Annotated in this window: 17 protein-coding genes and 1 tRNA gene; 7 read left to right on the forward strand and 11 right to left on the reverse strand. The window is 46.0% G+C overall.

Translation table 11 applies throughout. The features are described 5' to 3' along the window. Positions 1-34 precede the first annotated feature (34 nt). From FIU82_RS01695 to nagP, 4 genes are all read left to right on the forward strand, one after another. A complete protein-coding gene (locus tag FIU82_RS01695) occupies positions 35-2,125 on the forward strand; it encodes a M13 family metallopeptidase (RefSeq protein ID WP_152440165.1) in 2,091 nt (696 codons plus the stop codon). A gap of 127 nt (positions 2,126-2,252) precedes the next feature. Beyond that, positions 2,253-3,959: a gamma-glutamyltransferase gene (ggt, locus tag FIU82_RS01700; protein WP_152440166.1), complete on the forward strand. Its 1,707-nt coding sequence runs from the start codon at positions 2,253-2,255 to the stop codon at positions 3,957-3,959. 173 nt (positions 3,960-4,132) lie between these two features. After that, the gene (locus tag FIU82_RS01705; protein ID WP_152440167.1) at positions 4,133-6,754 is read left to right on the forward strand and encodes a family 20 glycosylhydrolase; all 2,622 of its coding nucleotides are present in this window, start codon (positions 4,133-4,135) and stop codon (positions 6,752-6,754) included. Positions 6,755-7,161: 407 nt separating this feature from the next. Beyond that, positions 7,162-8,469: an N-acetylglucosamine MFS transporter NagP gene (gene nagP, locus FIU82_RS01710; protein WP_022946057.1), complete on the forward strand. Its 1,308-nt coding sequence runs from the start codon at positions 7,162-7,164 to the stop codon at positions 8,467-8,469. 81 nt (positions 8,470-8,550) lie between these two features. Here the strand turns inward: nagP and yjjG are convergent, their stop codons facing one another. The 4 genes from yjjG to FIU82_RS01730 form a co-directional block, all read right to left on the reverse strand. Further along, a complete protein-coding gene (gene yjjG / locus FIU82_RS01715; protein WP_152440168.1) occupies positions 8,551-9,222 on the reverse strand; it encodes a pyrimidine 5'-nucleotidase in 672 nt (223 codons plus the stop codon). A 2-nt stretch (positions 9,223-9,224) separates the two neighbouring features. Further along, positions 9,225-9,785: an inosine/xanthosine triphosphatase gene (yjjX, locus tag FIU82_RS01720; protein WP_138508601.1), complete on the reverse strand. Its 561-nt coding sequence runs from the start codon at positions 9,783-9,785 to the stop codon at positions 9,225-9,227. Positions 9,786-9,826: 41 nt separating this feature from the next. Then, positions 9,827-10,684: an HDOD domain-containing protein gene (locus FIU82_RS01725; protein ID WP_152440169.1), complete on the reverse strand. Its 858-nt coding sequence runs from the start codon at positions 10,682-10,684 to the stop codon at positions 9,827-9,829. A gap of 245 nt (positions 10,685-10,929) precedes the next feature. Continuing rightward, positions 10,930-13,077 carry a TonB-dependent siderophore receptor gene (locus FIU82_RS01730; RefSeq protein ID WP_152440170.1) on the reverse strand — a complete coding sequence of 716 codons (2,148 nt, stop codon included), beginning with the start codon at positions 13,075-13,077 and terminating at the stop codon, positions 10,930-10,932. 158 nt (positions 13,078-13,235) lie between these two features. Here FIU82_RS01730 and FIU82_RS01735 point away from each other — a divergent pair, with 158 nt between their 5' ends. After that, positions 13,236-13,700 carry a thioredoxin domain-containing protein gene (locus tag FIU82_RS01735; RefSeq protein WP_239385153.1) on the forward strand — a complete coding sequence of 155 codons (465 nt, stop codon included), beginning with the start codon at positions 13,236-13,238 and terminating at the stop codon, positions 13,698-13,700. 1 nt (position 13,701) lies between these two features. Here the strand turns inward: FIU82_RS01735 and FIU82_RS01740 are convergent, their stop codons facing one another. Beyond that, on the reverse strand, positions 13,702-13,872 hold the full coding sequence (locus tag FIU82_RS01740; RefSeq protein WP_152440171.1) for a hypothetical protein: 171 nt from the start codon (positions 13,870-13,872) through the stop codon (positions 13,702-13,704). A gap of 195 nt (positions 13,873-14,067) precedes the next feature. On the opposite strand from FIU82_RS01740, the gene FIU82_RS01745 reads away from it, so the two are divergent. Further along, complete coding sequence (locus tag FIU82_RS01745) at positions 14,068-14,400, forward strand: hypothetical protein (protein ID WP_152440172.1); 333 nt, start codon at positions 14,068-14,070, stop codon at positions 14,398-14,400. Positions 14,401-14,447: 47 nt separating this feature from the next. Here FIU82_RS01745 and FIU82_RS01750 read toward each other — a convergent pair whose 3' ends face one another. The 3 genes from FIU82_RS01750 to FIU82_RS01760 all read right to left on the reverse strand — a co-directional run bounded on the left by FIU82_RS01750 (position 14,448) and on the right by FIU82_RS01760 (position 17,238). Further along, positions 14,448-15,818: a hypothetical protein gene (locus tag FIU82_RS01750; RefSeq protein ID WP_152440173.1), complete on the reverse strand. Its 1,371-nt coding sequence runs from the start codon at positions 15,816-15,818 to the stop codon at positions 14,448-14,450. A 68-nt stretch (positions 15,819-15,886) separates the two neighbouring features. Further along, positions 15,887-16,129, reverse strand: coding sequence for a hypothetical protein (locus FIU82_RS01755; protein ID WP_152440174.1), 243 nt, complete (start codon positions 16,127-16,129; stop codon positions 15,887-15,889). Positions 16,130-16,452: 323 nt separating this feature from the next. Then, the gene (locus FIU82_RS01760) at positions 16,453-17,238 is read right to left on the reverse strand and encodes a replication initiator protein A (RefSeq protein WP_239385152.1); all 786 of its coding nucleotides are present in this window, start codon (positions 17,236-17,238) and stop codon (positions 16,453-16,455) included. Positions 17,239-17,755: 517 nt separating this feature from the next. On the opposite strand from FIU82_RS01760, the gene FIU82_RS01770 reads away from it, so the two are divergent. Beyond that, the gene (locus tag FIU82_RS01770; RefSeq protein ID WP_152440176.1) at positions 17,756-18,865 is read left to right on the forward strand and encodes a beta family protein; all 1,110 of its coding nucleotides are present in this window, start codon (positions 17,756-17,758) and stop codon (positions 18,863-18,865) included. Here FIU82_RS01770 and FIU82_RS01775 read toward each other — a convergent pair. The 3 genes from FIU82_RS01775 to FIU82_RS01785 all read right to left on the reverse strand — a co-directional run bounded on the left by FIU82_RS01775 (position 18,834) and on the right by FIU82_RS01785 (position 21,245). Continuing rightward, entirely contained in the window at positions 18,834-19,403 is a 570-nt protein-coding gene (locus FIU82_RS01775; RefSeq protein WP_152440177.1) for a sce7726 family protein, read from the reverse strand. The genes FIU82_RS01770 and FIU82_RS01775 overlap by 32 nt on opposite strands. Before the next feature lie 364 nt (positions 19,404-19,767). After that, a protein-coding gene (locus FIU82_RS01780) for an IS3 family transposase (protein WP_216651817.1) occupies positions 19,768-20,858 on the reverse strand; the annotation gives its coding sequence in 2 pieces (ribosomal slippage) (positions 19,768-20,609 and positions 20,609-20,858; 1,092 coding nt in all). 310 nt (positions 20,859-21,168) lie between these two features. Beyond that, positions 21,169-21,245 (reverse strand) — tRNA-Ile (locus FIU82_RS01785). Positions 21,246-21,577 lie beyond the last annotated feature (332 nt).

Here is a 21,577-nt window from a genome sequence, read left to right on the forward strand (position 1 = left end):
ATAATAACTCTATTAATCTAATCGGGACAACAACATGTATAAAGTAACCTTAGTTGCTGCGGCTACGGCCTTAGCATTAGGTTTGACTGGTTGCAATGAGCAGCCAACACAGTCAAGCAGTAACAATCAACAAGCAGAAACAGTTGCAAAACAAGAAACAAAAAAATCGCAGCAGCTGGGTTCAGGTATTGAGATTGAAAATATCGATAGTAACGTGCGTGCACAAGATGACTTCTACTATCACGTTAACGGCCAATGGCTTGAGCGCACCGAGATTCCCGGTGATAAATCTAACTACGGCTCATTCACCGCTTTATATGATCAGTCGCAAGCAGCGCTTAAAGAAGTGATTGAAGCAGCAGCTAAAAATAGCGACGCTAAAGCGGGCAGTGATGAGCAAAAGCTAGGCGCATTTTATACCAGCTACATGAATACTGATGCGCTTGAAGAAAAAGGTATTACGCCATTAAAGCCGTACTTAGAGAACATTGCCGCCGTGAGCGATAAGTCAGAGTTAGTATCGCTGATGGCCGACATTCGCATTCAAGGTGGTACCACGCCATTTGCTTGGTATGTTAACAATGATGCCAAAAACTCTAGCCAATATGCGCTTTATGTATCGCAATCAGGCCTAGGTCTACCAGATCGTGATTATTACTTAAAAGATGAAGAAAAGTTCGCCACTATTCGTGATGAATATATTACTTACATCACTGATATGCTGACTAAAGCGGGTGTTGAAGATGCTCAGCAAGCGGCCCAGAATATCGTTGCATTAGAGAGTAAGCTTGCCAAAGCCCAGTGGAGCCGAGTGCAAAGCCGTGATGCAACCAAATCATATAATAAGATGACTGTAGCCGAGGCCAGTGAATTAACGGGTGAATTCGACTTTGCGCAGTTCTTAGCGCAATCGGACATCGACAGCAAAGAAGTGATCATTCGCCAACCGTCTTACTTTGAGGACTTTGGCAGCATCTTCGCAGAAACTGAGCTGGATACTTGGCAGGATTACCTGACTTTCCACTTCGTGAGCAACTATGCCGATGAGCTAAGTAAAGACTTTGTCGATCGTAAATTCGCTTTCTACAGCACCACATTACGTGGCGTAGAAGAGCAAAAACCGCGCTGGAAAAAGGCGGTGGACTCTGCCAATGCCGTGTTAGGCGAGATGCTCGGCAAGGTCTATGTCAAAGACAACTTCCCGCCAGAAGCGAAAGCGCGTATGGAGGAGCTGGTAGAGAACCTGATCAAAGGCTTTGACCAAGCGATTGACGGCCTTGAGTGGATGAGCGCTGAAACCAAAGTGGCCGCCAAAGAAAAACTAAATAAATTCACTCCGAAAATCGGTTACCCAGATAAGTGGAAAGATTACTCGGCACTGGAAATTAAAGCAGATGACCTAGCGGGTAACTTTATTCGCTACAGCGAGTGGGCGTATAACGAAATGCGCGAGAAACTAGGTAAGCCGGTTGATCGTTCTGAGTGGCACATGACGCCACAGACCGTTAATGCCTATTACAACCCGGTGAATAACGAAATTGTGTTCCCAGCAGCTATTTTACAACCGCCATTTTTCAACCTAGAAGCGGATGACGCCGTCAACTACGGTGCGATTGGTGCGGTGATCGGCCACGAACTAGGCCATGGCTTTGATGACCAAGGTGCTAAGTATGATGGTGATGGAAACCTACGTAACTGGTGGAGTGAGCAGGATTTAGCGCAGTTTGAACAGCGCGGTAAGAAATTAGTGGAGCAGTTTAACGGTTTCGCTCCGTTTGAAGATGCCAGCGTCAACGGCGAGCTAACACTGGGCGAAAACATTGGTGACCTAGGCGGCCTAACCGTGGCCTACAAGGCTTATCAGCTGTCATTAAATGGCCAACCAGCGCCAGAGTTGGATGGTTTCACGGGTGAGCAGCGTTTCTTCATGGGCTGGGCACAAATTTGGCGTCGTAAGTATCGTGATGAAGAGCTACGCAACCGTTTGATGACTGACCCTCACGCCCCAAGTCACTACCGTGTGATTGGTGTATTGCCAAACATGCCTGAATTCTATGAGGCCTTTGACGTCAAGGAAGGGGATGAGATGTACATCAAACCCGAAGATCGCGTTAAGATTTGGTAATTTCCATTAATCGCTACAAGGCCCAGCAATTGCTGGGCTTTTTTATGTTGGCGACCGCAAAGACATTGCTTCACTGTCGATTTATCACTAAGTTAATTAGGCGACTAAAAAAACAACAGAGTAGAGTATGAAGCGAATAACATTAGGACTATGCGCAGCAGGGATTTCGCTCAGTGTATTATCTGGGGTGGCCCAGGCTTATGATCGTATTACCGGCCATAGCTTTGCCAGCCGTTCGGAAGTGATTGCAACGCAAGGAATGGCAGCAACTTCCCAACCGCTGGCCACACAGGTGGCCTTAGATATTCTCAAACAAGGCGGGAATGCCATTGATGCTGCGATTGCCGCCAATGCCACGCTTGGCCTGGTCGAGCCCACAGGGTGCGGAGTTGGCGGCGACTTATTTGCCATTGTGTACTCAGCTGAGGATGACAAACTTTATGGTTTGAATGCCTCAGGGCGCTCGCCCCAAGGCTTGAGTTTCGAGGAACTAAAGAAACTCACCGCTGAGGAAGGTAAAATCCCCAGCTATGGGCCTTTACCGGTTTCTGTGCCCGGTGCTGTCGATGGCTGGTTTGAGCTGCATAAAAAGTTTGGCTCGTTGAGCATGGCAAAAATTCTAAAGCCGAGTATAGAGTATGCGGAAAACGGCTTTCCGGTCAGTGAATTGATTGCCTATTACATGCAGCGCAGTGTGTCAGCGCGGGCTCAATACCCGGGTTTCCAAGAAGTCTTTATGGCTGATGGTGAAATGCCGAAAAAAGGCGAGATATTTAAAAACCCGGCATTGGCTAATACCTATAAACAGCTAGCCATGGGCGGGCGTGATGCGTTTTATAAGGGCAAAATCGCCAAAGAAATAGACCGTTATATGCAAGCCCACGGTGGTTATCTGCGCTATGAAGATTTAGCGAACCATACTAGCGAATGGGTCGAGCCGGTGGCCAGCACCTATCGTGGTCATACGCTATGGGAGTTGCCGCCGAATGGTCAGGGGATCGCGGCACAGCAAATCCTTAATATTCTTGAAGACTATGATATTGCCGCCATGGGCTTTGATAGTGCGCAGTATATTCATACTTTTGTCGAGGCGAAGAAGTTAGCCTTTGCTGATCGCGCTAAATATTATGCTGACCCTGCGTTTAATGACATTCCTGTGCAACGGCTGATCTCTAAAGACTATGCCGACGAGCGACGCAAGTTGATTGACCCCAATAAAGCGGCGAAGCGCGATCAAGCCGGACCGGTAGAAGGGGATACCATTTACCTCACGACCGCAGACAAAGACGGTAACATGGTGTCGCTCATTCAAAGTAATTATCGCGGTATGGGCTCAGGCATGACCCCCGAAAAGCTGGGTTTTGTACTGCAAAACCGAGGAGAGTTATTCTCGTTGCAGCCCGGGCATTTTAATCAGTACCAACCCGGCAAGCGTCCGTTCCATACCATTATTCCTGCCTTTGTGACCAAAGATGGCGAACCGTACATGAGTTATGGGGTGATGGGAGGAGCAACACAGCCACAAATGCACGCGCAAATCCTCATCAATATGATTGATTTTGGTATGAACTTGCAAGAAGCGGGCGATGCGCCTCGGATCTTACATACGGGCTCCAGCCAGCCTACTGATGAAGTGATGACCGACGGCGGCTATGTATCACTCGAAACTGGCTTTAGTATGGAAACGCAGCGTCAGCTAATGAAAAAAGGTCATACCCTGCAAGGCGCAGTGGGGCCATTCGGAGGGTATCAAGCGATTATGCGTGACCTGGAAAACGGAGTTTATTACGGCGCCTCTGAAACCAGAAAAGACGGTCATGCGGCGGGATATTGATACCCTAGCAGGCAGATTGTATTAATTGATAAAGGCGGCTTCGGCCGCCTTTGTGTTTTATCAGCGGATGTAAATAGTCGATAAATGATAGCGCTGTCATTGTGAATTTTATATGATGGTCGATAATCAGCCAAAAAAAACAATAACACCAACAAGGGAAGGAATGAGTCACCATGTTTAGAAAACGCTTTATCGCCGCCTTAATGCTCCCCATTGCGGCTCAGGCTCAGCTGAGCCAAGAGCAAGTTAACCAGTTTGCCGCGAATACCGAGTTTATGTTCGCGGTAGAAGACAACTTCCACAACAAAGACAGCAGCTTTCTTGGCAGCATTACCCTGACTAACCGCTCCGATGTGGCGCTGCCGGCAGGCCAGGGAGATTGGCAAATCTACTTGCATAACGTGCGCAAAATGAAGGAGCAAAGCGTTAAAGGGCTGCGTATCGAGCATGTTAATGGCGACTTACATCGATTAATCCCCACCAGTGACTTTGCCGGTTTAGCCAGTGGTGAAACCCTAGTGATCCCATTTGAAGCCAGTGTATGGATAGTCGCTTACAGTGACTTTATGCCCCGTGCCTTTGTTGTAGCTAAGGATACTAAGCCTGCTATTTTTGCTAATACCGACAGCGAGGACTTTAGTGACTTCGTTACCCCTTTTAGTGAGCCCAAGCAGCTCCGCCGTTACAACAACCCCGAAGATAAAACCATCTTGGTTGATGCAAAGGTGCGTTTTGAGCGTAACCAAGGTTTAACCAAGGTCGATGCTGAACAAGCAGTTAAACGGATTATTCCTAGGCCACAAGAGGTGGATTACCATCGTGGCAGTGCGGTGTTAGACGAGAGCTGGAGTATCAGCTTTGCCGGGCAGTTAAGCTCAGAAGTTGCGCTCTTCACTGCGGATCTTAAAGCCAAATATGGCTTGAATCTCAGCGCTCAGGCCGACCACCTTAATACTGGCGAAGATAAAGTCATTAAGCTCAGTGTGGATGCTCAGGTCGGTGAGCCTGAAGGGTATTACCTGGAAATTGATGACGACATTATCCGCATCGTGGGCCACGATAATGCCGGTGCTTTTTATGGTATGCAGAGTTTGTTGGCGCTGTTACCAGCGACTGGAGAGGCAACATTACCGAACCTTGAAGTGCGCGATAATCCCCGTTATGGCTGGCGTGGCATGCACTACGACAATGGCCGTAATTATCATGGTAAGGCAGCGATGTTCAAGCTCGTAGAGCAAATGGCGCGCTATAAAATGAACCGCTTACATTGGCATTTTTCCGAAGATGAGGGATGGCGCTTAGAAATTCCTGGTTTACCCGAGCTTACTGAAATTGGCGCGTATCGTTGTTTCGACCTACAAGAAAATCGCTGTTTGCTTACGCAGTTGGGCACGGGGCCATTTAAGTCAGGTTCCGGCAATGGCTACTTAAGTCGCGCCGACTTTATCGAGCTATTGCAGTTTGCCAAAGCCCGCCATATTGAGATCATCCCAGAAATTGAGGGGCCCGGCCATGCTCGTGCCTCTATTAAAGCGATGGAAGCTCGTTATCGTCGTCTTAAGCAGCAGGCTGAGCAATATGCTCAAGGCTCTTTAACTAACCCACAACCCGATACTCAAGAATTTAGTCAGGTTGATTTAAGTGCCGCCACTCGCTATCTGCTCAGTGACCCAAAAGACACGTCCAGCTATATCACGGTGCAAAATTACACCGATAACTCAATGAATGTGTGCTTGGACTCAACCTATGCATTTATGGATAAAGTCACTTATGAGTTACAGCAAATGTACCGTGAAGCAGGGACTAAACTTCGCTACTTGCACATCGGCGGTGATGAAGTTGGAGCTGGCTCTTGGGTTGGCTCTCCCGCATGCCAAGCGCTATTTGCCGAAGCCAACAATGGGGTGGCTGGAGTGGCTGATTTAAAACCCTACTTTACTCAGCGGGTGGCGCAGTTGCTGCATAAGCGCGGCATTGCCCCTGGGGTGTGGGAAGACGGCATTATGTACGACAAGGTCAACCCGTTTAACCGCGATGAATACCCCAACGAGGTGTTCTTTACCAACGCCTGGGACAATATTTGGGAATGGGGCGTCGCCGATCGCGCCTATCGCTTGGCTAACGCCGGTTATCAAGTGATCCTCTCCCATGGCACACACTTGTATTTTGACCACCCTTATGAAGCGCACCCACAAGAGCGCGGATATTACTGGGCAACGCGCTACACTGATACCGAGAAAGTGTTTGGTTATATGCCTGACGACCTATATGCCAATGCTGATTATACCCGCGCTCGCGATAAAATAGATAACCTCGAAGCCTTGGTGGGTCGACCAATGCCAGCCTTGGAAAAGCCTGAAAATGTGTTGGGAATGCAAGGGCAGGTATGGTCTGAAACGATTCGTACCGAAGAACAAGTCTTAGCTATGGTTTTCCCCCGTATGCTTGCGGTCGCTGAGCGTGCATGGCACAAAGCGAAGTGGGAAGGAGAGCAACCCGATTCTCGCGCACGCCAGCAGGATTGGCAGCGCTTTGCCAGTGCCTTAGCAATAAAGGAGCTGTACAAGCTCGATCGTGATGGCATTACCTTGCACTTACCGGTGCCTGGCGGTGTGATCGAGCAGGGTAAGTTGGTGGCTAACAGCGCCTACCCTGGGCTAAGTATCGAATACAGCCTAGATAACGGCAGTACTTGGCAGCCTTATAAGCAGTCGGTCACTGTCAGTGCGAACGCTGAGGTGTTACTGCGCTCACGGGTGAATAATCAAATCAGTCGCACCACTAGCGTGCGTTAATCACCGCATACATAAAAAGGCATGGCTGTGAGGCGATGCCTTTTTTGTATCCCTCCACTCATTGCATATAGACAGCGCAAAGCGCCGGTTAATAACCTTTGTAACCCGGCATAATTAAGCCAACTCTTTGTTATATGGCCCTTTATCAGGCTGATAAAATTCTTGCTGGTAAAATAAACGCTTTTGACGTACAGTTTATGGCAGCGCTGTCATTTTTGTGAACTAGGCGTTAGTTTTATCCTAACGTGCTGTGAAAAAAGCGCGGCTATAACAATAATATTTATATTCGGTGAGCTTGTGCGCTTACTTATATGCTGGCTTTGAAGTCAGCTTCCATCGAAACGGTAGAGATAACTATATGATCTGCTTAGTTTTGGTGTTATCTATATCGACAACGAGAAGAGTTTATGGAAGCAACAGTGTCAACAACTAAAAAGCAAAGCAACTTTGTGCCTATGGCCATTGTCGCAACCCTGTTTTTTATTCTAGGGTTCGCAACATGGCTCAATGGCTCATTGATGCCTTACCTCCAACAAATTTTGAAGCTGACGCCGTTTCAGGCCTCGCTTATTCTATTTTCTTTCTATATTGCGGTTACTTTTACGGCTGTGCCCTCAGCACTAGTGATTAAGAAAATCGGCTATAAAAATGGCATGGCACTGGGTATGGCAACTATGATGGTCGCGGGGTTCTTATACATTCCGGCCGCCAAAACCCAAGTGTTTGCATTGTTCTTATTTGCCCAATTGGTGATGGGGATAGGGCAAACCTTGCTGCAAACAGCCGTTAACCCTTATGTCGTGCGCATTGGCCCTGAAGAGTCAGCGGCAGCACGTGTAAGTATTATGGGCATTTTAAATAAAGGTGCAGGGGTGTTTGCGCCTATGGTGTTTACCGCACTGATTATTAGCAACTTTACCGGTTTAGTGGGCAAAGAGCTCAGCCAAGATGATATTGATGCCATGGCTAACAGCTTAGTATGGCCTTATGTGGGCATGGCACTGTTTATCGGTGCGTTGGCGTTAGCTGTTAAATATTCTCCGCTGCCTGAGTTGGTCGATGATGAAGAGCAAGCAGGTGGTAAGGGTCAGGTTAAAGCCGCATTAGCGCACCCGAACTTGGCTCTGGGCGTGATGGCCCTGTTCTTGTACGTCGCAGTTGAGGTGATCGCCGGTGATACTATTGGCTCTTATGCACTCGCTCTCGGCGTGGAAAACTACGGGGTCATGACCTCTTACACTATGGTGTGCATGGTGGCGGGTTATATTCTTGGGATTATTCTTATTCCGCGCGTTATTTCCCAGCAAGCCGCACTCAGTGGCTCAGCAATTCTCGGCTTTGCCTTGGTGATTGGTATTACCACAGTGAGTCGCGACTCTACGGTGTTAGCGCAAGCATTGTTAGTGCCTTTTGGTGGGCCTGCACTACCAGACACGGTACTGATGCTCGCTTTGTGTGGTCTAGCTAACGCTGTGGTATGGCCAGCAATTTGGCCACTGGCATTATCGGGCTTAGGCAAACTGACTAGCGTCGGCTCAGGCCTATTAGTGATGGGGATTGCTGGTGGGGCGTTCGGCCCAGTGTTTTTGAGTTTAGCGACCGGTTCAACGATTTCCGCAGAAGGACAGCAAAATGCGTATTGGGTGATGTTACCTAGCTATGTATTCTTCCTGTTCTATGCCCTCAAAGGTCACAAGATGACCTCTTGGAAGTAACTAATTTCTATTCCATTAGAAATATTCCCGTGTGTGAATGCCAGCCATGTGCTGGCATTTTTTATATTGGTAGGCTCGGCGTTACAGTAGCAACGTTCTTAGCTGGCACAGCGACTTTACTTCATATGTTGGGGTCATATGCTCAGGGGCCTGTTTCTCATGGCGATTTAGCCAGCAAGTATCAATGCCCGCATTGATGCCGCCAACAATGTCCGATTCCAGTGTATCGCCAACCATCAGTATCTGCTCTTTTGGTGGGTGGCCCATTAGCGCGAAGGCATGGTCAAATACCGCCATATGAGGTTTGGCATAGCCGACTTGCTCAGAAATAACCAACCACTCAAAAGCGCCTTTTAAGCCGGTTTTTTCTAATCGTGCGCTTTGTAGTTCAGTAAAACCGTTGGTGATAATGCCCAGCTTCGCTTTACCTTGTAGCGCGTTAAGCAGCTCGATTGCACCGGGCAGGGGTTGGCAAATTTCTGCCATCGCTTCCATAAAGCGTAAGTTTAGCTCTCGAGCACTCACGCCTAGGCGCTCGGACCAGTGCTCGAAACGGCGTTCCTGTAACTGCTGCGCAGTGATGGTGTTGTCCTGATATGCCACCCATAATGGCCGATTTACGGCTTCGAAGGTGCGGTAATCAGCGTCAGCAAAGTCCACTTCATAGCGGGCAAACATGTGTGTTAAGCCCGCTTTAGCATCAAAGTGGAACAGGGTTTCATCGGCATCAAAAAGAATCCAAGGGTAGCGCATAATTAACGTGTACTCGCAAATAACTCACTGTGATTAAAAGGTGCCATTGCCAGTAACAAGGCCTGTTGGTAACTGCTTTGACGGGTGGCGTGGCCTTGGGTTAACAAGCCAATAGCACCGCCTTGCTGTTTAATATTCTTGGTTGCAAAAGCTTCATCCATCACATTGCCAAGCTCTTGGCCTTGCTCTAGTTTTTGGTATAAGTGCTTTGGCAGCGGCAAATTGCAGCTACGTCCGACACTGTGCTCGTCGCCATGAGCGATAACCACAAAGGCAAAAGTGGCCGCCCCGTAGTCGAACTGCGCGGCGCCGCCTTCCATAGCCATGTAATAATCACCTTGATAATGCGCTTGGCAATAACGAATGCGGTTGTGCGCACCAAGCAGGGTTTGCGCCTCACCTAAAGGTTGATCGGCAACTCCTGAGGGAGCGTCCACACCTTGGCAAATAATGTCTCTATCCGGGAAATAGGTGGCAAGGGCGGCTTTGGCGGCATTGATCTTTACTGGGTTTTTAGAGCCCACAATCAGCGTAATGGGTTTGTCGCTGTGGCATTCAAGCATGTGTCGTCCTTATTGTGCTGTTTGCCCAAAGTGTAGCATGCTCAATTGGCATTAAATATCAGTAGTGACTCTCCAGCTTCCAAACGGGCTTGATATTCATTTTGTTGCCACCCCAGAGTGACTAATACTTGGCTTTCAATGCTGGACCAATTATTGATGCTACGAAAGCGTTTGTGGGTATGAGCAATGTTTTCTGCCACCTTTAAAATCGCGTAGTACAAGCGCTCTTCTTCACTGCTTTGGTGTTCATCTAAAAAGTCTAAATCATGATGGCGAAGCACGGTATTGCACAGCACTTTCGGTAAATGCCAAGAATGGGCCATGTAAAAACCAAGGATGGCGTGATTACAGGGATAGCGTTTATCTTCAAGCTGAGTCAACGATGCATGGACGTTGTCGTTGGCTTCGTTTAGTACGTTCACGTAATCAGGATAATTCATCGCCATCACGGGAATGCCGATATCATGAAATAACCCCAATGTTTGTAAATTATCAGCAGGCAAGCTTCGCGTTAAGCTTTGGCCGATGTAAACGCATAAGCGTGAGATCTCGGTTGAGGTATCCCAAAACCGCGCCAGGGAAATACAGCACCCTTGTTGCCGAAATACTTGTTTGAGCAAATAGCGGGAGACAATATGGCTAATAGTATTGAGGCCTAAGAGAATCACCGCGTAGTTAATATCGGTGATTTCCTTTTCTTTACCAAAATTGGGTGAATTTACCACGCGAAGCACGGTAGCTGACATCGCCACGTCGGTGGCAATAAGCTCACTAACAACATCAATACTGGGATCGTTGCGGTTTAACTCCGCTTGCAGCTGCTCTAATGCGGCGGGCTTAACAGGCAGCTTAAATCCAGCTTCTAGCTGTGACAGTAATGTTTCGTCAATACCTTGCATTGCCTCTCCCAAAGTTAGTTGGCGCGCATCAAAAAAAGGATGCACCCGTGCTGAGCCTCTAGGGTTTAGTTGTTATACACCAAGTACAGTCACTATCACGCCTAAGTTTAGCGTAAATTCACGGTCGTGACCCGAAAAGTCGTGCACTTGCAACGTGTTATCACCACAGTGGTGTAGGGAGTAGGGCAGTGAGCAAAGGAAGTGGTGCACTGCAGGGCAGCGCACCAAGAACATTCGATAAGGGTTTAGAACTGATAGCGCACTGAGGCTTTAAAGTTGCGTGGCGCGCCGTAGCGGTATTGATCGTAGAAACCTATTTGATTGTAGTAGCGTTTATCAAAGAGATTATCGAGGTTAATGCTGAGCGTAAGGTGCTCAGAAACAGCATAACGAGCCATGATATTGGCGATACCGTAGCCACCTTGACCTACTTCTACTGGGCCGGTCACTGGGTTGGAAACTTCATCAAAGGTTTCGCTTTGCCAGTTAATGCCACCACCGAGGGTTAAGCCAGCTAGGGCGCCAGAAAAATCATAGGTAGAAAAGACTTTAATCTGATCTTCTGGGTTGGTTGAGTTTAATATCTCGCCTTCTGGTGTTTCGCCCTCGGCATGAGTATAACCCAGATACACTTGCCAATTTTCGGTGATAGCACCGTTAAGTTCGAGCTCTACGCCTTTAGTGCGGGTGCCGTCAATGCCTTTATAAATACGCTGCGTGGTGCCTGGAATGGTCTCGCCAGTGTATTCACCAACATTATCTTGGTCGATTTGAAAGGCTGAAAAAGCAACATCGAGCTTGTCGTTAAACAAGGTGGCTTTAATACCCAACTCGAGGTTTTCTCCTTGCACTGGGTCGAGATATTGGCCTTGTTCGCCAATTAAGCTTTGTGGTGAGAAAATATCAGCGCTGTTGGCATAAACAACCCAGTTATCGGTGAGCGCGTAAGACAACCCTAAATAGTAAGTGAGTTCGTCGTTTAGTGAGTAATCATGCGCCCGGCCGAAATTATCGGTATCGGTTTGCCATTGATTTAAGCGCACACCGCTAATTACCGACAATGATGCCGTTGGTTTCAACTGTGCAGCCACATAGGCTGACTGTTGCTCGGTCTCACCATACGAGCCGTAAGCGGCGGTGTCAGCCCACTGCGGCGCAGGGAATGCATAATCATCTTGGCGAAAATCACCGACCTGGGTTGGAGCGTTGATTGCTGGGTAGTAAGGCGTGGCAAATTCTTGCTTTTGCTGATTCCAACCCACAAGCAGCTGATGCGATTGGCCTAGCCAGTCAAACTGGCCCAGTAGCTCGATATCGCCTGTGTGCTGCGTTCGTTCGGCGTCAATAAAGTTAACTGAGCCGGGGAGCATGCCCTCATTGCTTTCCCGATCGGGGTTTCCGCGTACCCACCAGACATCGTACTCTAAGTCGTTATCGCCATATATATAGCTGGCTGAGAGTTGCCAATGTGAATTGAAGTGATGCTCAAACGTCACCACCGAATTAAGCGCTTGGGTTTTTGATGATGACCAAGGTTGTGCCGTTGAGGTGCCACGGTCGTACTGCGTGCGACTACCATCACTATAAAATATCGGCATCCCTCCAGACATGGTTCCTTCTGGGTCGGTGTATTGATAGTCCGCACTTACTCGTAATAAGCTAGCGCGACCAATATCGGTTTCAACTGCGCCGTATAAAGTGGTTTGGCTCTGTGCAAAGCGCGATTGGAAAGATTCACGGTCGCTGTAGGCAGCAACAACTCGACCACGAACTCCCCCTTGTTGGCTCAGTGCTCCAGAGGCATCAACGGTTGCTCGTTGATAGTCCCATGAGCCCAGTGAAGCAGAGACATTAACCTGAGCGACCTCGGTTGGGCGTTTGCGGATAAGGTTGATAGCTGCAGAAGGGTTACCGGCTCCTAACATTAATCCAGTGGCACCGCGTACCACATCAACGCGTTCATAAATTGCTGTATCGGTTAAGTTATCTCCGTAGTTGAAGCGGGTGTCGTAGGTGGTTGCAATACCATCGTATAAAATACTGTTGACGCCAATACCGCGCGCTCGAATGGAAAACTTGCCATTATCCGCCTCGCGAATACTGATCCCGGTGACAGCACCAATCGCCTCGACAGGGCTGGTCAGCTGTTGGTCTTGCATACGCTGCTGGTTAATAGCAATGGCAGATTGTGGGGTATCAAGGTGGTTCAAATCCAGCCCGGTGGCCGAATTTAAAGACTCAACGCGATAGTCTCTGTTATTGAGCTTTTGTCCGGTTACCGTGAGAACCTCGATATGACGGGTATCGTCTTTAGCGCTGGCTAAGGCGCAATTGATGGAGCTGAACGAAAGTAAAAGACTTAAAAAAGGTAGGGAAAATCTAAAAGAGCACATAAAATAAATCCGTTATTTTGATGAATAAAGAAGCGCTTACAGGATTGTGAAACTGCTAGACGCTTTGGAACTGAATTAGATACGCGAGCCATTATAAAGAAAGGTGAATAAATGTAAATCATTATCATTTAATGTTTTACCATGACGCCGGAGGATAAATGAAAGTATTTCTAAGTGTTAGTTGCGCCCTGTTGTGTGCTTTGTTGATGGTAACACCCCTGCAAGCCCAGCAGGTGCAGCAAGGAGCGATGAGCGGCGAGCAGTTGCTAAGCGATTACCCCGCTTTTCAACAGCATTACCAAGACTACCAACCCACAGAGCAAGACTTACAAGCAATGGCTAAGTTAGCTGGTAAGGAGTTAGTGGTGTTGTTAGGCACCTGGTGTCACGACAGTGAGCGGGAAGTCCCTAAACTGCTTAAATTGCTAAAGCACAGCGAAGTTGAGCTCGCCCAGGTGTCGTTCGTTGCCGTGGACTACCAAAAGCAGGATAAGGCGGGTGTGGCTCAACGTTTTAATCTTAAGTACACACCCACGTTTATTGTTCTAGATGAGGGGCAAGAAATTCACCGTGTGGTTGAAAAGCCCAAAAAATCGCTAGCAGCCGACCTTACGCGGTTTTAAGTCATTGCGCAGTGAGCTGCTGAGCAAGCTCACTAAGGCGCGAAAATGCCTGCTCTCGAGATTGCTGGTGGCGCTCATCAGCAAATTCTTGTCCTTGTATTTGCACATCAATAAAGCGCTCTACACCTAGATAATGCGCCACCGTTTTCAGATGCGGCACTAAGTGGTTCATGGCGGCTTTATGCTCACCAGACGCAAGGCCATACTCGCCACATGGCCGAGAGGCGTTTTGCGATTACAGCGAGTTTGCAACGTTTACCGGTTTACGGGAGATGGAGCTATTGCAATTGTCTTGGTCGCAGGTGTTTATGTAGGACAAGCTATACCTTCTGAAAGACACCAATAATGGTGAGACGTTGAATTCCCTATGACTACTAAACTAGTTGAAACCTTTGAACGCCGTAAAAAATACAAGGTATCGCCTCATGTGTTTGGTAAAGTAACGAGCAGAGGCTGGTTAACTGGACCTAAAAAACGCTTGCTAAACCACTTAACCGATCAAAGTGATGTAGCTGCTGGGTATACAATATTAACAGCTGAGGAGCTCAGGGAGCCGGCAGAAGATGTTGTAAATAGGAGACAAGTACTTTCAAACGGTTCGCCTGATTGTGACACGTATGATCTTATAGCAAACTTGAGAACTGCTATTAGCAAATTTGGAAAAGAGGGTAAATTAATGTTGTTGTCTGAACTTATTTAGGCGCTTTTCTAAGTGTTGTAACACCCAGAAAAGCATGGTCTCCGACCTTAGAAGCTAATCGTTGCATGCAGGCCCCAAATAACACCAACTGTTAAAATAAGTGTGAGGGCTGCCTTAAGAATTCTAATATATTGTTTTTTTCGGAAAACCTGATTCTCGATTATGTAGTTTCTTTCAACCCATGCAATTAGGCCTTCGGTATTCAATGTATTTTCTATTTCCCTATCTACAAGCTTTTTGTACAAGAAACTACCGCAAATTAGGGTTAAGATGACAGCGCTTAGTTGCGTTATTAGACCACCTGGAGCATCGATCTTGTTTGTATCTGAGTAGTTAATAAACCCTTTTACGATAACAAGCCATATGATGCTGATCAGAGAAAGTACCCAAGCGACATACACTCGATATTTAGAGCGTATGTCTCCTTCACTTCGGTCTTTTTTCTCTCGCTTTCCTGATTGGACGGAAAAAGAGCTAGATAAAGAATTTAAATACTCTTTCTCTCTTGTATATGTGCTTTCATCTATGTACCTAGCTGACTTTAGAGAAGCGCATAGCGAGTTCATATAGGAAATTATACCTTGCTCTTCGCCAAAAGCTTTTTGTCCACCGCTAGAGTATGTTCGCTTTATACTAGTTAGCTCTCGTTTAAGTTGACCAAGAAGTTTTAAGGCTACTTGCCGCTTGTGGCTTGAAGTTGAATTCCCAAGAGGAACGATAGTTGTTAATGAGTCCTCTTCTATGTAGTGGTGCTTGTGTGAATGAAGAGAGTACTTGATGTAATAAAACGCTTGTCTTAGAGTTAAGTACTTTTTTTCATCACTTAGTGTGGTAGAAGAATTGGTTAGTTTTAATTTGGTGAATCCATGGGGGTCGACTTGAAAGCATATTTCATAAAAGTGAGATGAAATATGTTTTTTGAAGTCACTTTCTAGTGAACTTTTTACGCCGAGGAAGTGGGTATTTAACTGCTGTTGTAGCTTTTCCCAAGCTTCGCTACTTAACTTACTATTTATCTTATCCTGAAAGGATTTGGCTTGATGAATGTGTTCAAACCAAGGTAATTCACTTTTGCCTTCACTGGTGAGTTCAGGCTCTTCAGACAATGGGTAAATAAACAACTTGCCACTAAGAATACGATTATCTAAATTTTCTGACTCATTAGTTTCCCCAACGACGACTATCCTGAACTCTCCGTCGAAGTCAGGGGTATTGGTATCTTTCCAGTCTAATTTGGATTGGAGAATTATCCTACGGGAATGGTGGTCATATTGTTTTCTATGGCCGAAGTTAACTCTGGTAGTTTTGTTGTCTCGTAATTTTTTTGTGGTGAAGCTACCTGAAATACCCGGAGCCATTAGTCCGTAATCTAAGTGGCCGTTAATACAGGGGATCCAGCCAATATGAGTGAACTCCATTCTTTTTTCTCCAAATACAAAAAAGCCCACTTTTAGTGAGCTTTCTAGTCAATTATTTTTACTTATTTTTATATGAGGCGCTTATACCATACGGCAGAAGGTTTCTGGTCAGCTACCAGTTCACCATTGCTTTTGTTCACGTACATGCCATGCGACAAAGTTGAACCAGAAGGGGTAACTCCGGCTTTGTCGAGCTTATCTTCAACTGCTTTCATTTTGTTTCTCTGGCGCTCATCTGCAACTATAGAAAAAACTTGGTTCAAAGTGAGTGTTAAACCAACCAGAGCAATCAGAATATAGAGAATATACATAGTTTATCCTTATCATTGTTCACTACTAAAATTAGTCGGAACTACTGACTAGAGCAATAAATGAACCAACAAAAGCCCACAAAAATCCACTTTCGCGCTCTAGGGAGCGTATGCTACCAGCATATTGAGTAAGAAATCAACATTGATGTTCTTTTTTTGAACTGTATACGATGTGGTTATGAAGGCAAAATTAAGGACAGTTTCGTTTATTGTTTTTTCGAATATAAGTTTAGGGAGCTCTGCGTTAAGTTGGTGGAAGGGCTCATATCTATTGGGGGGCAGCAAAGAATAATAATCAAAAGTACGATACTATCCATAGGGGGTTAGAGGTTTTTCGTTGCCTTTAGACGCTTAATCTCGAACTCACCAAGCAATTGCCTTCCCTTATCTGAGTCGCGGAATATAAGAATATCATCACGCTCGACTCTAATTCTGTAATCCAAGATTTTATTGCTCTTGATAACTCGTCCTCTGAAAGCTGCGAGCGGTAGCCGGATACCAATTCTTTCGCGTAGGTTATCAAGTTTAATTTTGTGTGATGGTTGCTTGCCGCAGCGTTTACGGCAGATTTCGTATAGGCGGCGCTCAAATGGTGTTTTCAATTGGAAGTAGGCATCATCAAGTGTTAGTACATCGTTACTATTGATGGATTCCATAATCCAGTCAGGTAAGGTTATTTGCCAATAACTAAGTCCGTCGCCTTCAATTAACCTAAAGTGGTCAATGAGGCCCATAGTTTCCAAAAAGCGCTTTCCATTGAATTTATGATCAGTGGTAATCTGTGTGCCAGCTAATCGATGAAGCGCTTTTTCAAGTTGCTTGTACTCTTTGCCAGATGTTCCACGCTTTGTTGCTTTGAGTAAGTCATAGCTATTGAAGCTGACAGTGTTGCTAACTGGTAAATCCGCATTTTTTGATGCCATGACATGGCTTAAGCAGAAAACCAGAATCTCTTTGTCTTTGATTGTTGCACGCCCCAATACGCTTGGGATAACTTTTATCTTTACTCCCTTGTACTCAAACTCCATTGCACCTTTTGATTTACCATCAAGTGCAAAAACAGGCCAAACCATAGAAAACATGTCTGATTTGAGGCTAACTCGTCCCATTGAACACTTCATACTACACATCGCCACAAAGTACTTTACTGGCGTGGTTGCGAGTCTAACCAGGTATGGAAGTCTTCAACGGGAAAAAGAAGGCGCCCACCGATTTTTATATGTGGAGGTAAAGGGTAATTCCCATGGCCTTGTTTATTCTTCGAGATCTGATTGAACAGAAACTGTTTGCTGATAAAAAGAAATTCAGCGATTTCTTCTGAACGATAAAAAAACTTATTCATGAAAAATGCCCTTGTTTAATAACCTTTGGCATTGAAGGTAAATGGTTAACTCCAAGCCTTTACTGTTAGCTCAAGGGAAGTGTAAATAGGTAGAGACCAAAAAATCTTTGAAAAACCCCGGTGACTTTAAAGGGGTTTTCGTTTCACAGTTTTGAGGGGGGTCATATTTAGCTATTTATAGCATACTGAATAGCTCGTTTATCATACCGGACTTGAATGATAATTATACTGCCTCCATATACTTAGAACACCCAACATTTTGGCTTATAAAAGGAATCAGCCTTATGGACTACCATTATTATCCTGTACTAAGAATTCAAAGAGGTGAGTGTGATGCCATCTCCAAGCTACCAATTGATGTAGCTGGGGGGGTCAATCCTATATGGGAAATTCCGCCAATTCCAAAGCTCTCGAGAAAAGATGGTGGGGGAGATAAATACTCAGTAGAAGAGCATATCCGACTTTGCTTGGAAAAGCTTATACCTGCAATGTCGGGAGATCGGGTCCTGAGGTTAGATGCCATCATGTTTGATCAGTATATCGTTACTGAAGATGGAGAAGAGCTACATTCTTTAGACTGTATCGCAGCACTTGCTAAAGAAGCTAACATAAACTTTGTACCGGTAGTCACCTTAGAGTCAAGCCGAGACTACATTGAGGCGGCGAACCGCCATTCAGGCCATGGTATTTGTTTAAGGCTAGATGTAAGCAACTTAAACTCAGATGCTATTGTTGAAGCATGTGAAGAGCTATATGAGTGTATTTCCACAGTGTTTGAGGATACAGATCTATTACTAGATATAAAAACTGTATCGTTCGAGAACAAAGGTGCATTGAAAGAGCGCTTGGTGTTGGCCCTTATGCAGTTGAATGGTCTAACGGCATGGAGATCTTTATCAATGGCTTCCACTTCTTATCTGGCTTCGATGTCGGGTATTGAAAAAGATAAAGTAATCACAAGGCCAATGCTTGAGTTTGAGCTATGGAAAGAACTCATGCGAATTGCAGGCTTACCACGGCTACCAGCGTATGGTGATTACGCACTTGCGCCGGCGGAGTTAGATTATTCAACGCCAGTAGAGTTTATGAATCCCGCAGCTACAATTCGATATTCAGATGAGAATCATTGGATCTTCGTAAAAGGTGAGCAAGTAAAAGGAAAAGGGGGGATTAAAGGACCTGGCTGGGGACAAACACAGCGCCTATGCCAAATTCTCGTGGAGAGCCCTTTTTATAAACAATATGGTCCAGAATTTAGCCCCGGAGATCGCTATATTGCAGATAGGGCGACAAATGACGTTCGTTGTGGTGCGGGCTTTACTTGGAAGGATGTGGGAATTAATCATCATGCTTCAGTGATCGCTAGGTATCTCTCCAATCTGAACGCGCTCTGAGAGTTGAACGAACAAAATCCTTAAGCTGGTCAAGAGGCATTTCTTTTGCCAGCTTTTCCCAAAGTACCCAGCGCGGCCTGGATTTAACTCCTTTGGTTATTCCACACATAGCCAAACCGTCCAATATTTCCTCATGCCAGAGAAGTTGTGATAAAGCCCATGGATCAACATATTTATTTGTTTTCTCTCTACGCGCAGTGCTGATATGTATTGCGCCTCGTTGACCTTGAGCAACTACTTTCACTCCCCACCAACTGGGAATTATTTCCATAGCTTCTTGGAGATGATTATCAGCAACGACAAGAGTCATTTTGTCCATGACTGAGGAAAAGTGCTCTACTTGTGCTGGTAACCTATTTAAATTGTCTTTCGCACTTTTTAGTTCAAAGCCATGTAGCACACCATTTACAACCGCGATATCTACTCGGGCACTGCCTTGACGTACGCCCAACTCATCAACAATTAAAGTTGTGCCATCATTGCGATACTTCTTAAGCAGTTTTTTATGAACGGCCTGTCGTACATCAATCTCATTCATAGGCGGGGTTGAAAAATAAAAAGGATGATATGTGGAATAACGATAATGTCAACTTAGTACCGAGTTTTGATCTTATCATCTATTCGTCCGTGTAGTTTTAACTCCATCGAGGTTGATGGAAAGAAATTTTAAAAGCATCAATAAGCTGATAATCAACCGTCCCATAATTTTTAGCTCCTTTGAATATTATGTGAAAGCTTTTTAAAAACAGGCTAGTAGTTATTTTCATTCTGGCAGCAAAGATTATTAGAATCTATGTCTGAAGCTGACCTTTCCCCTGAATTAGTACCATTCATTCGATGAGATAATTCATATTATGACCGGCCCCCATATTTAGTACCACTTGCTCAATGAAATAGGCATGTTAGTTTTCAATGGATGCCGCAAACTGCGTTGGCGACAGGTTATTTAAAGCCTGGTGAGGTCGACTTTGATTATAGTCATTTCGCCAAGCGTCGATTTTCAATTTAGCATCAGATAACGATTCGAACCAATGGCAATTCAAGCATTCGTCTCTGAAGCTGCCGTTTAGTGACTCGATAAACGCATTGTCAGATGGCTTTCCTGGACGAGAGAAGGCCAGTGTTACTTTATTCGTGTAAGCCCATAAATCTGTCATTTGTCCGGCAAATTCACTCCCGTTATCGCAATGAATACGCTTAGGGGTACCTCTTGTTCGACACAGCCGTGTGAGCGTTGAGACAACATTTTCAGAACGCAAGCGAGCGCCGATATCTGCTGCTAAACATTCACGAGTGAATGTATCTACCACGGTGAGAATACGAAACTTGTTCCCCGTCGTCAGTTGATCAGAAACGAAGTCCATTGCCCAGACTTCGTTTGGGTGACTACTGGCTACATAGTCTCGCTTGCGGCGTGCCCCGCTGACGTTACGCCTAGGACGCTTTGGCCTTAGCTGAAGCCCTTCTAAACAGTACAAGCGATGTACTCGCTTCTTGTTCACGTGAATACCTTCTCGTTTCAACATCACATGGATACGTTTGTAACCATAGCGAACACGAGATTGAGCTATTTCGACAATGCGCTGCCTCAGAGCCTCCTGAGGCTCGCGGCAAGGTTTGTAACGGCAAGCGGTACAACTCAATCCCGTCAATCGACAGGCTCGACGTTCACTCACGTCATATAGGTTCATCAAATGGCGTGTCGCCTTACGGCGCTGCGACACGCTCAGAACTTTCGTGTGTTCAGATCCTGTAACATCACTTTGTCGAGCGTTAAATCAGCAACAATACGCTTGAGTTTTTCGTTTTCCTCACGAAGCTGCTTAAGTTCACGTACCTGGTCAGACTCAAGGCCTGCATACTTCTTCTTCCATGCGTAAAATGTGCCTTCGGCAATCCCCATTTTTCGAGATATATCCGCAATACTCAACCCTGCTTCTTGTTGCTTGATAGCAGACACAATTTGTTCAACTGAAAAGCGTTTTGATTTCATGATAAGCCCCTTTTATGGTATTCATCATGCCCAAATTCATCGAAGTTGTGGATCTATTTATTGGGGGCCGGTCACAGACTCTGACTGTGTGTTTATCTTCAAAGGTGATGAGAAAATTCTTGAAGGAGGGTTAATTCGCTTTTCACACAGGTATTTAGCCGTTTACGATGGGAAAAGAGCACACTTAATTCCAAATGACGGTTTGCGCATTGTGAAACTCAGCCAAGAAAATAACTATACTGCAAAGTAGCACAGAGGTAGCACCGAAGGGATTCGGTTATCAGTTAATAACGTGGAAGAGTAGGAAAAATGGTGGCCCCACCTGGACTCGAACCAGGGACCTAACGATTATGAGTCGTGCGCTCTAACCAACTGAGCTATAGGGCCATTTTGTTTTGTAAGTGCTCATTGAATTCATCCATGAAGCGGTATCCTGTCGGCTTCCAGCCTCCACCTCATCAAGCTGCGAAGCGGTACTTCGGTCTTGATTCGCCCAACAGAGCTATAGGGCCATTTGCGTGCCACTGATAAAGGTATCAGTATCCTGACAAGCGCCGAGCAGTATAAAAACTTTTGTGGGCCTTGTCACTAGCTGTGGGGTGATTATTTTGCCGCTCGAAATCAATCGCTTACTAATTAACCTAAGGGCATAGTTTGGGCTGTAACCTCGTAAACGACTTGCTCTGGGCTTTTTTTAAGACGGTGGGTGAGTGCGCGCT

This window comes from Pseudoalteromonas sp. THAF3 (genome assembly GCF_009363775.1).
Taxonomy (GTDB): domain Bacteria; phylum Pseudomonadota; class Gammaproteobacteria; order Enterobacterales; family Alteromonadaceae; genus Pseudoalteromonas; species Pseudoalteromonas ruthenica.

Excerpts from the sequence above, each read along its gene's own strand:
- yjjG (WP_152440168.1), bottom strand. The coding sequence starts at position 9,222 with ATGCGCTACCCTTGGATTCTTTTTGATGCCGATGAAACCCTGTTCCAC.
- FIU82_RS01735 (WP_239385153.1), top strand. The coding sequence starts at position 13,236 with ATGAAAGTATTTCTAAGTGTTAGTTGCGCCCTGTTGTGTGCTTTGTTG.
- FIU82_RS01750 (WP_152440173.1), bottom strand. The coding sequence starts at position 15,818 with ATGGAGTTCACTCATATTGGCTGGATCCCCTGTATTAACGGCCACTTA.
- FIU82_RS01760 (WP_239385152.1), bottom strand. The coding sequence starts at position 17,238 with ATGGGACGAGTTAGCCTCAAATCAGACATGTTTTCTATGGTTTGGCCT.
- FIU82_RS01695 (WP_152440165.1), top strand. The coding sequence starts at position 35 with ATGTATAAAGTAACCTTAGTTGCTGCGGCTACGGCCTTAGCATTAGGT.
- FIU82_RS01730 (WP_152440170.1), bottom strand. The coding sequence starts at position 13,077 with ATGTGCTCTTTTAGATTTTCCCTACCTTTTTTAAGTCTTTTACTTTCG.
- FIU82_RS01775 (WP_152440177.1), bottom strand. The coding sequence starts at position 19,403 with ATGAATGAGATTGATGTACGACAGGCCGTTCATAAAAAACTGCTTAAG.
- FIU82_RS01705 (WP_152440167.1), top strand. The coding sequence starts at position 4,133 with ATGTTTAGAAAACGCTTTATCGCCGCCTTAATGCTCCCCATTGCGGCT.
- FIU82_RS01755 (WP_152440174.1), bottom strand. The coding sequence starts at position 16,129 with ATGTATATTCTCTATATTCTGATTGCTCTGGTTGGTTTAACACTCACT.
- nagP (WP_022946057.1), top strand. The coding sequence starts at position 7,162 with ATGGAAGCAACAGTGTCAACAACTAAAAAGCAAAGCAACTTTGTGCCT.
- FIU82_RS01725 (WP_152440169.1), bottom strand. The coding sequence starts at position 10,684 with ATGCAAGGTATTGACGAAACATTACTGTCACAGCTAGAAGCTGGATTT.
- FIU82_RS01770 (WP_152440176.1), top strand. The coding sequence starts at position 17,756 with ATGGACTACCATTATTATCCTGTACTAAGAATTCAAAGAGGTGAGTGT.
- FIU82_RS01745 (WP_152440172.1), top strand. The coding sequence starts at position 14,068 with ATGACTACTAAACTAGTTGAAACCTTTGAACGCCGTAAAAAATACAAG.
- ggt (WP_152440166.1), top strand. The coding sequence starts at position 2,253 with ATGAAGCGAATAACATTAGGACTATGCGCAGCAGGGATTTCGCTCAGT.
- FIU82_RS01740 (WP_152440171.1), bottom strand. The coding sequence starts at position 13,872 with ATGAACCACTTAGTGCCGCATCTGAAAACGGTGGCGCATTATCTAGGT.
- yjjX (WP_138508601.1), bottom strand. The coding sequence starts at position 9,785 with ATGCTTGAATGCCACAGCGACAAACCCATTACGCTGATTGTGGGCTCT.